An 8,772-nucleotide genomic window follows, 5' to 3' on the forward strand; every position below is an offset into this window, starting at 1 on the left:
CCATACGATTTTAAAGTTCAAGCAAATAATTAATATATTAAATTCAAATACTAGATTATATATATCAAATATAAATACTAGATTATTTAGAGAGATTATATATATCGTTATACATAAGGCGACTGCGTCCATCGAGAAATTGTCTCTCTCTGTGTCAAATTCATTTTCCCAAAATCTACACGCAGCAATTTATCCAAGATGCCACGGTCCAACTATGCCTGCAACTACGCCATTAAAAAACACCACAAGAAAAAATTTCTCATGGTGCTTTAACAGGCGTTTTGCCTAGCATATGTCATAATAATAATCTATCAGCTTGTTTGCGCGACTTGGATGAGATAGCTTTCTAAGAGCTTTGTTTTCTATCTGTCTAGCTCTTTCTCTAGTGACGTTGAAGGCCTTACCGACTTCTTCTAGAGTATGTGCTTCTCCTCCATTTAGGCCAAATCTAAGTTCTAGTACGCCTTTTTCTTTTTCAGTTAGGGTTCCTAGGATTTCTTCTATTTGGTCCTTTAGCAAAGAGGCTGTTACGATTTCTTCTGGTGATAGAGCGTTTTTGTCTGGCAATACTTCCTCTAGCTCTGTGTCGTCTTCTTTTCCTACTGTGGATTCTATAGATGTCGGCTTTTGAGAGACGCTTATGACTTCTACGACCTTGTCTACAGACATATCCATTTTGTCGGCGATTTCTTCTGGCTTTGGATCTCTGCCTAATTCTGCTGCTAGTGCTGCAGATACGCTCGATAATTTATTTATTTTTTCTACCATATGGACTGGCACTCTTATAGTTCTGGCTTGGTCGGCTATGGCACGTGTGATGCCTTGTCTAATCCACCAAGTTGCGTAAGTGCTGAATTTAAAGCCCTTTGTGTAGTCGAATTTTTCGGCTGCCTTTATAAGACCTAATGTACCCTCTTGAATTAAATCTAGCATAGGCATCCCTTTTCTCAAATATTTTCTAGCAACACTTACTACTAGTCTGAGATTTGATTCTACTAATTTTTGTTTAGCTAGTTCATCTCCTTCTGAAACTTTTTTTGCAAGCTCTAGCTCCTCTTCTTTAGTCAATAGAGGTATATTTCCTATTTCCTTCAAATACATTTTTACTGAATCATCTAGGTTTGCAAATTCTTTTGATACTTCTCCCATGTCGTTTTCCATTGTGTCAACATTTTTCATATCTAGTTCCATAGACGTATTTTACCCCCTTAATAATATTACCCTCTTTATATACTTCAATCAGTATATATTTTTAAAAATACTAATACATAGCAAATAAAATTACACGAAATACGACAAATATCCTTATTTCGTTTTAAAATTTTTATATCGATTTTTATAATGCTGAATACTATAGATTTTTGTGTGATTTTGATGTGTTTTTTCGATATTTTAGTGATACCTTATTATATTCTACATTTTAACTTAAATTCCTTCTTTTTTTTTAATTTTTTTGTAGATTTTTGTTATTTTATCTCAAATGCCCCCATTCCCATGGTTCCTTTGAGACCTACACCGCTGTAGATAGCAAATTGTAATAGCTTCATAACCTCATTTTTAAAGCCTTGTCTCCCCTTTACCTTCAAATTTACAGTTCCCATAAATCCTGGTACATAATTTCCTTTCACTCCAAAATGACTTGTTCTTAAATTATATCCTGTTATTTCCACATTTTCAACAATTTTTTCAAGAAAATTTTCTTCTAAGTCATTTTTTGAGAAATTTTTGTACTTATTTATAATACTGTTGAAAATATGTTTAACTGTCGGAAAAATCTCATAGCCTCCAGAAGTCCTCTTAAAGCTAGTTGGCGTCTTGAAATTCACTACTATATCTCTTTTCCCAATATCATCTAAAATCACAGCCTCACATAACTCCATCTTTTGTATAATCAGCTTCGTTTTTCTATATGTCAAATCTAAAATTCTTCTATCTGATGTTAAAATCTTATCTATAATTTTTGCCTTGGCCTCCTCAGTCAATGTATTTATCACCCAATAATACTTATTATTTTTGATTTCAAAATACTGACTATACGGTCTTAAAGACTGTCTATGAAGCACATCTCCGTAATCTCTATCTAAAAATGTCATCATTATCCCCTGAAGCACAGAGCCTATGTTGTAGTCTAGCTTCTGCTTTTTATCTAAAGTGAATTCTATAGTCAATCTGTATATCATAATTTTCGCCTCACTTAATCAAGTTTATTGTCTATAGCATCTAGTAAATCGTATATCTCCTCGTATTCATACATTGTACCGTCTTTAAGCATTTGTCTAAACTCATCAGTGCTCACAAGCTTTACTCTAGCTACCTCTTCTTCTTGAAGCACTATATCACTGAGATCGACGTCCTTTCTGACAAAATATATATCCCATATCATTCCAAGGCGAGTATTAAAAGTACCGGCAAGCTCGCAGTCCTCCTCTTTGACTGTGATGCCTAGCTCCTCTCTTAGCTCCCTTACACATCCCTGTCTAGTTGTCTCACCTGATATCACTCTACCTGTTGTAAGAGCCCACACTCCAGGCAAAATCTCACATTTATCAGATCTCTGTTGGACTAGGATTTGTTTTTTAGAATTTATAATCCAGCCCTCTGTAGCTAGATGGTATTCGCCCTCGTTCCATTTTTCGTATTTTCCCTTTTTCTTACCTGTAAAATTTCTATCCTTGTCGTAAATATCCCAATATTCCATGTTTTTCTCCTTTATCTGACATTATTAAAGGACTATTCAAAACGAACAGTCCCACCTATTTACACTTCTTCTACAAATTCAATAACACCTTCAGCGAGTCTTTTTACTCTAGCAAGAGAATATACATCGTATCCTGCATCGTCAAGTCTTTGTCTTCCAGGTTGGAATGATTTTTCTATAACTATACCTATTCCTGAAACTGTCGCTCCTGCTCCTTCAATCAATCTAATTCCACCAAAAGCAGCTTCTCCATTTGCCAAAAAATCATCTATTAATAGAATTTTGTCGTCTTTATCTATGTATTTTTTAGATAGAGTAAGCTCATAGCTAGTTCCCTTTGTAAATGAAGTTACCTTAGTTTGGTAAACATCTCCATTTAATATTTTAGATTGTTGTTTTTTTAGTATGACCATAGGTACATTTAATTTTATTGCTGTCATAACAGCCGGAGCTATTCCCGAACTTTCTATAGTAAATACCTTTGTTATGCCTTTATCCTTATAGTACTCTGCAAATTCTTCTCCCACTCTTTGCATTAGAAAAGGATCTACTTGATGATTTAAAAAACAGTCTACCTTAAGCACTGTTTCATTGATAGCAGTCCCCTCGCTAAGTATTTTCGCCTCTAATTCCTTCAAATCTGTCACCTCATCTATTTTTATATCTAATTTTTAAATTATTGAACTAATTATACCATAATATGTTTTTTCTGTACATAAAACAACTGAATTCAACTTTTTTAGTCATTATTCATATTAAAAAACAATATTTTTTTATCGATAAACAATAAATAATTATTGACTTGACCTTTTTTCTTTGTTATTATAAACTCATAATAATTAAACTTGAGGAGGTTTGTTATGAAGCAAAATGAATTAGCGAGATCATTAAAATTATTTATAAGCTTGACTTGTATTATATTGGCAATTGTCGCCCTAGTCATAGTTCCAATATATGGACGCGATATAGCCTCTGAATATCCAGAGTACAGCTATATGTTCTACCCTTGTCTAATATTTATCTGGATAACAGCGATTCCATTTTATGGAGCGCTATTTGAAGGCTGGAAAATCTCAAACGAAATCAACAACGACAATTCATTTTCTAAAAAGAATATGGATTCTTTAAATAAAATCAGAAGATACGCTCTATCAGAATGCGTTTTATATTTTATAGCTGCGATTATTTTATTATTTTTAAATTTGCTACATCCAAGTATTTTAATTATAATATTATTTATAATATTCGTAGCTATGTGTATATCAGTTTTTACTGCTGTACTTGCACATCTAGTACAAAAGGCGTGCGATTTAAAGGATGAAAATGATCTAACAATATAGAGGTGGTCAAATGAGTATAAGAATTAATTTAGATGTGGTTTTAGCACAGAAAAAAATGAGCGTGACGGAATTATCTGAGAAGGTCGGAATAACTATGGCAAATATTTCTATTTTAAAAAATGGAAAGGCAAAGGCAATAAGATTTACGACTTTAGACAAAATATGTGAGGCATTAGACTGTCAGCCTGGGGATATATTAGAATATACAAAAGACGATGATTAATAAAGTGATAGAGCTATATCTATCACTTTATTTTTATCTATTATATATCAACATCGGCTATACCTGCCATCTTAAGCAGGAATTTGGCGTTAGTAGTTACGCATCTTCCATCTCTGATTTTGTAGTCGAATTTAATTTCGTCGTTTTCGTAGTATTCAGCGAAATGGTAGTTTACAGCTTTTATATTTTCATCGCTTTCTAGGTTGCATAGCTCGAAGTCGTGTGTAGATACTAGTGTTATGCTCCAAGTGTTTGAAAGCTTTTTAATTGCCTCTGTGGCGCATATTATTCTGTCTGCTGAATTTGTGCCCTTGAATATCTCGTCTATTAAGCATATCATCGGGCTTTGGTTTTCGTTGTACTCTGTCATGTCCTTGATTCTAAGTAGCTCTGCATAGAAAGTGGAAATTCCCTTGTTTACATTGTCCTCTACTCTTATCGATGTAAGTATTTTCATTACAGATGCGTTAAATTCAGACGCTAGTACGGGGCCTCCAGCATATGCTAGGACTAGGTTTATACCTATGCTTCTTAGGAAGGTAGTCTTTCCTGACATGTTAGAGCCTGTGATCACGCAGGTTTTTCCTTTTAGGCTGACTCCATTTCCTACTGCGTCTTCTATTTTTATAAGAGGATGCTTTAGGTCTTTAAATTCTATCTGAGGTATTTCGTCTTCAGTTATATCTGCAAATGTATAGTCGTCTCTAAGATATGTGATAGACGCTAAGCTTATTAGAGCTTCTATTTCGCCTACGACCTCTAGGTAGGTTCTTATATATTTTCCGTATTTGATTTTCCACTTGTCGAACATATCTATACAGTGAAAATCCCATAAAAACGCGCCATTTAACAAGACGTTTGCGACGAAATTTTGTCTAAGCGCTATATAATCTCCTATTTTTTTGAGTTCGCCTAGTGCTTTTAAGCTCCCTCCATCTTTGTTTAGAGTTTGCTTTAGCTCTTTTAAATATGGGCTTGTGAATTCCCTGCTCTCAATTTCTTTAAATATATCTTCATAGACCTTTATATTTTTATAAAAATCTGCTACAGGTATTAGCACGGCTGTGCTCCTTTGCATATTTAAAAATGCCAATAAAAGGTTCACTATCAAAACTAATTTTAAAATATTTGCATATCTGACTGGATTTATCCCAATTAAAAACAACACTACAACTGCTATAAATACAGGTGGCAGTATCCACATCAAAAATCTATTTACGCTAGCTTGATTAGAGCCTTCATCCTCGCAAACCTCTAAGAATTTTTTTATCTCTTTATTTACGTTTTTCTTTTTATTTTCGTTTATTAAATTAGATAATGTCTCTATCTCATCGGAAAATTCCTGCATATGAGATAGCTCCTCGACGGCCTTTTGATGCTTTGTTATATCATCTAGGTTGTACTCTGTGTTTTTAAGATGATTTACTAAACACTTCTTACCGTAGACAGTATTAGCGCTGCAGATATATTGGTATAGAGATCCCTCTCCAAATATATCTAAGTCCTTCAAATGAGGCATTTTTTCATCTAGGTACTCTGTTCCCTTGTCTCTGAAGTCGTACCATGTACCATTTAATCTCTTGATGTACTTTTTATATACCTTGATTTTGCTTTCTCTGTATTTAATTTTCGCCTCTATATCGTTGTGAAGCTTAACAGCCACCAAGAAAACAACAGTCAAAACCAACGACAACACATAAAACATATTATTTTTATTAAAATATCCATACGCCAACAATGCCACAATCGCGATAAATAGAGCTACTCTAATCCAGCTTATAAAATTGCTCTTTTTATTTAGCTCCTGTAAGCCTTTTTCAATTTCTTCTCGCTTCTTTTTATAATCTTCAATTTTCATTTAAAAATCTCCCTGTAAATAATTTTCTATACAAAAAAGTATAACAGATTTTACCGTCTGTTATACTCTTTTGTTTGTTAAGATTTATTAATTTTTTAATGGTTTATAATGATTTATATATTTAGCATTGTTGCATTTTCTCCACATACGCTTTCGAAATCCTTTATAAATGCGTCTACAGCACATGTAACAGCATCTAATTTAATTAAACCGTTCATTACATCTGGAGCTATTGTAGCAGCACCTATCCCATATTTTGCTAATTCTAAAACTTGTTGAGAATTTTTGAAGCTAGCTGCTATTACTTCTGTTTCTATGTTATTTTTAACGTATATATCATGTATGTCCTTTGCGACCTTTACTCCATTTGCCCCTAGGTTGTCTATTCTGTTTACATAAGGTGCAGCGTATTTAGCCCCAGCCTTTCCTGCAAGATATCCTTGCATTTGTGTGTATATAGCTGTTGCAGTTACATTAACGCCTTTTTTTGCAAGAATTTTTATAGCCTTTAGACCTTCCTTTGTAACTGGCACCTTTATGTAGGTATTATCGCCTAGCTCTTGTCTTATTTTATCAGCCTCTTCAACCATATCTTCAGCGATTTTTGATATTACTTGTACATGTAATTCTCCTTCAGCGCCTATGAATTCTCTGATTTCCTTTAAAACTTCATAAGGGTTTCTATTTTCCTTTGCTAAAATAGATGGATTTGTAGTAACTCCATCTACTGGATAGTACATATACATTTCCTTTATTTTTTCTAAATTTGCGTAATCTATTATTAATTTCATAATGTCACCTTTCTTCTGTATTTATTGTTCAATTTTATTTTAACATTATATTCCTTAATAATTAATACACATTTTTTCCACCCCTGAGAAATTTTTCAGACTTATTTCAGTCTTTTCAATAAATTACACGCAAATTATTCTATCGGCTATATAATTTATAAAAGTGTCGGCGATTAACTTATGCGCCCTTTCATTTGGATGGATCCCGTCTTCACATATAAAATCGTCTGTATTTTGCTCAAGTATAATCGGCGTACGTATATCGATTAAATCGCACTTTTGTGTATTCGCAATATCCATAAGTGCAAGCGAATATATCTCCTGGTGCTTGTAAATCCTATTTATATCTCCCATCCATTTTCTTATATTATCTGTATTTAGACCGTTTTTGCCAAACCAATCGAAATACTTTTGAGAAGAAAGCGGAGGTAAATTAGTTAAAATAGGCTCGATCCCCTTTTCTCTAAAGCTTTCTATAATATTATTTATACTCTCTCTAAATTTAGGAAGAGGCGTATTTGGCAAGTACTCCCCATCTGGATTTTCAGAAATCTGCTTCCAATTATAGTCGCAGTCATTTCCACCTAATTCCACCAAAGCATAATTTGGAAGCTCCTCCTTAGATAGACTCTTTTGTATAAGCTTCATAGCTTTTGTAACTGTAAGCCCAAATTTAGAATTATTTTTTATATCGAAATCAAATTCCTTTTTAGTTATTTCCACACTGCTGTTTTTTAGTAGAGAATATCTATCCTTTCCCTCTTCTAGTATAACTCCCTTTAATACAGAATCGCCCCATATAGCTATTTTTTTCATATATATCATACCTTTCTTTTTTATCAATTCTTTTTATATCTATTTTATGTATTTTATAATTTTATATAACATAGTATCTAATACTATGTTATATTTTTTATGTAACTAAGTCAAGAACTTTTATATTTCAAATTACATAATATAGTATTTAATATTATATAAACTACTATTGATTATCCTTCCTCTTAATGATAAAATTTCTAGGTAGATACTAAATAAATAAGGAGCTGGTAAATTTGGATTTTAAGGATTCTCATTATATAAAGGAAATTTTAGATTTTCACCTTCCGAGATTTAATGAGCTACCAAATATAGATTTGTACATGGATCAGGTTTTATCGATAATCGAAACCTCTCTTAGCATTTTTTCTTCCGAAGGCGACGAAAAAATAATAACTAAATCTATGATAAATAACTATGTAAAGCAAAAAGTAATAGAAAGTCCTTCTAAAAAACACTACAAGAAATTTCACGTTGCATATTTGATAATCATCTCTGTCTTAAAGAGAATACTCAGCATATCTGAAATTTCTAAAATAATAAATAATCAGGACGGCGAAGCCGAGGATTTCTACAATACCTTCTGCTGCGAATTAGAGCGCTCTCTAAAAAACACATTTTTAGAGCAAAAAGATGACAACCAAATCGAGGAAAATATACACAACAAAATACTAGTTGCAGCAACTCAAGCATTTGCAAACAAAGTATATGTGCAAAAATTAATCGAATTTAACACAGAAGAATCAGAGGAAAATAAATAATTTGATCCATCAGGATTATTGTGAGTAGCTGTTCAATCTGAATTTATAACTTATATTTATCTTTAGCGAAGCTACTCACTCCTCTTCTGAGCTATTATAAATATGTTCAAGAACTTTGTGAAGAATTATATCGTTTTTAATATCTATTTTTCTAAAATAAATAATATAAAGTTTATTGATTAAAATAATTCTACAAATCTATTTTTTATCATGTATTGAGTAATATAAATATCTCTTGTCGCTAATTCCATAAATAATTCCTTTATTCGATTAAATTCTTTATAT

General features: G+C 32.5%; 10 protein-coding genes. 3 read left to right on the plus strand and 7 right to left on the minus strand.

All coding sequences use genetic code 11. From position 1 onward, the window contains the following. Positions 1 to 285: 285 nt before the first annotated feature. The 4 genes from ACI3VO_RS17210 to ACI3VO_RS17225 all read right to left on the minus strand — a co-directional run bounded on the left by ACI3VO_RS17210 (position 286) and on the right by ACI3VO_RS17225 (position 3,345). Complete coding sequence (locus tag ACI3VO_RS17210) at positions 286 to 1,179, minus strand: sigma-70 family RNA polymerase sigma factor (protein WP_439759088.1); 894 nt, start codon at positions 1,177 to 1,179, stop codon at positions 286 to 288. Between the two features lie 287 nt (positions 1,180 to 1,466). Continuing rightward, positions 1,467 to 2,180, minus strand: coding sequence for a CRISPR-associated endoribonuclease Cas6 (gene cas6 / locus ACI3VO_RS17215; protein ID WP_439759080.1), 714 nt, complete (start codon positions 2,178 to 2,180; stop codon positions 1,467 to 1,469). A gap of 14 nt (positions 2,181 to 2,194) precedes the next feature. Beyond that, positions 2,195 to 2,698, minus strand: coding sequence for an NUDIX hydrolase (locus ACI3VO_RS17220; protein WP_439759081.1), 504 nt, complete (start codon positions 2,696 to 2,698; stop codon positions 2,195 to 2,197). Positions 2,699 to 2,757: 59 nt separating this feature from the next. Then, the gene (locus ACI3VO_RS17225) at positions 2,758 to 3,345 is read right to left on the minus strand and encodes a xanthine phosphoribosyltransferase (protein WP_439759082.1); all 588 of its coding nucleotides are present in this window, start codon (positions 3,343 to 3,345) and stop codon (positions 2,758 to 2,760) included. Between the two features lie 213 nt (positions 3,346 to 3,558). Between ACI3VO_RS17225 and ACI3VO_RS17230 the strand changes: the two genes are divergently transcribed. Together ACI3VO_RS17230 and ACI3VO_RS17235 are read left to right on the plus strand one after the other, a co-directional pair. After that, complete coding sequence (locus tag ACI3VO_RS17230; RefSeq protein ID WP_439759083.1) at positions 3,559 to 4,038, plus strand: DUF2975 domain-containing protein; 480 nt, start codon at positions 3,559 to 3,561, stop codon at positions 4,036 to 4,038. Between the two features lie 10 nt (positions 4,039 to 4,048). Next, a complete protein-coding gene (locus ACI3VO_RS17235; RefSeq protein WP_439759084.1) occupies positions 4,049 to 4,261 on the plus strand; it encodes a helix-turn-helix domain-containing protein in 213 nt (70 codons plus the stop codon). Between the two features lie 40 nt (positions 4,262 to 4,301). Here the strand turns inward: ACI3VO_RS17235 and ACI3VO_RS17240 are convergent, their stop codons facing one another. The 3 genes from ACI3VO_RS17240 to ACI3VO_RS17250 form a co-directional block, all read right to left on the minus strand. Beyond that, on the minus strand, positions 4,302 to 6,119 hold the full coding sequence (locus tag ACI3VO_RS17240; RefSeq protein ID WP_439759085.1) for a MutS-related protein: 1,818 nt from the start codon (positions 6,117 to 6,119) through the stop codon (positions 4,302 to 4,304). Positions 6,120 to 6,232: 113 nt separating this feature from the next. Next, positions 6,233 to 6,910, minus strand: coding sequence for a fructose-6-phosphate aldolase (locus ACI3VO_RS17245; protein WP_320924793.1), 678 nt, complete (start codon positions 6,908 to 6,910; stop codon positions 6,233 to 6,235). Positions 6,911 to 7,033: 123 nt separating this feature from the next. Next, the gene (locus tag ACI3VO_RS17250; protein ID WP_439759086.1) at positions 7,034 to 7,726 is read right to left on the minus strand and encodes an SGNH/GDSL hydrolase family protein; all 693 of its coding nucleotides are present in this window, start codon (positions 7,724 to 7,726) and stop codon (positions 7,034 to 7,036) included. A gap of 236 nt (positions 7,727 to 7,962) precedes the next feature. On the opposite strand from ACI3VO_RS17250, the gene ACI3VO_RS17255 reads away from it, so the two are divergent. After that, the gene (locus tag ACI3VO_RS17255; RefSeq protein WP_439759087.1) at positions 7,963 to 8,487 is read left to right on the plus strand and encodes a DUF1836 domain-containing protein; all 525 of its coding nucleotides are present in this window, start codon (positions 7,963 to 7,965) and stop codon (positions 8,485 to 8,487) included. Positions 8,488 to 8,772: the final 285 nt, after the last annotated feature.

Source organism: Intestinibacter sp. (genome assembly GCF_051866655.1).
GTDB lineage: Bacteria > Bacillota > Clostridia > Peptostreptococcales > Peptostreptococcaceae > Intestinibacter.

Bases quoted from the DNA above. Each gene is read 5' to 3' on its own strand.
- ACI3VO_RS17210 (WP_439759088.1), bottom strand. From the start codon at position 1,179: ATGAAAAATGTTGACACAATGGAAAACGACATGGGAGAAGTATCAAAA.
- cas6 (WP_439759080.1), bottom strand. From the start codon at position 2,180: ATGATATACAGATTGACTATAGAATTCACTTTAGATAAAAAGCAGAAG.
- ACI3VO_RS17220 (WP_439759081.1), bottom strand. From the start codon at position 2,698: ATGGAATATTGGGATATTTACGACAAGGATAGAAATTTTACAGGTAAG.
- ACI3VO_RS17230 (WP_439759083.1), top strand. From the start codon at position 3,559: ATGAAGCAAAATGAATTAGCGAGATCATTAAAATTATTTATAAGCTTG.
- ACI3VO_RS17235 (WP_439759084.1), top strand. From the start codon at position 4,049: ATGAGTATAAGAATTAATTTAGATGTGGTTTTAGCACAGAAAAAAATG.
- ACI3VO_RS17240 (WP_439759085.1), bottom strand. From the start codon at position 6,119: ATGAAAATTGAAGATTATAAAAAGAAGCGAGAAGAAATTGAAAAAGGC.
- ACI3VO_RS17245 (WP_320924793.1), bottom strand. From the start codon at position 6,910: ATGAAATTAATAATAGATTACGCAAATTTAGAAAAAATAAAGGAAATG.
- ACI3VO_RS17250 (WP_439759086.1), bottom strand. From the start codon at position 7,726: ATGAAAAAAATAGCTATATGGGGCGATTCTGTATTAAAGGGAGTTATA.